This is a genomic window from Streptomyces sp. JW3, from assembly GCF_052216785.1.
Taxonomy (GTDB): Bacteria; Actinomycetota; Actinomycetes; order Streptomycetales; family Streptomycetaceae; genus Streptomyces.
In genome coordinates this window covers 1-422 of record NZ_JBQOUX010000276.1, presented here as the reverse complement: position 1 = coordinate 422, position 422 = coordinate 1, and the positions used below count along the sequence as shown (strand labels likewise).

The 422-nt window shown below is 72.3% G+C and carries 1 pseudogene; it reads left to right on the top strand.

The features are described 5' to 3' along the window. Positions 1 to 422: pseudogene (locus ACTT8P_RS38480) on the top strand (alpha-1,4-glucan--maltose-1-phosphate maltosyltransferase); the annotation flags it as partial.

The following is a 422-nucleotide window of genomic DNA, read 5'->3' as shown; positions in this document are numbered from 1 at the left end:
GAGGGCACGCCGGAGCGTCCGCACGGCACCTTCCGCACCGCCGCCCGGCGGCTGCCGGCCATCGCCGCGATGGGCTTCGACGTCGTCTACCTGCCGCCGGTCCACCCCATCGGCACCGCCCACCGCAAGGGCCCCAACAACACGCTCTCCGCCGGGCCGGACGATGTGGGGGTGCCCTGGGCGATCGGCTCCCCGGAGGGCGGGCACGACGCCGTCCACCCGGACCTGGGCACCATCGAGGACTTCGACCTGTTCGTGGCCGAGGCACGGGAACTCGGCCTGGAGATCGCCCTCGACTTCGCCCTCCAGTGCTCGCCCGACCACCCGTGGGTGCACAAGCACCCCGAGTGGTTCCACCACCGCGCCGACGGCTCGATCGCCTACGCCGAGAACCCGCCGAAGAAGTACCAGGACATCTACCC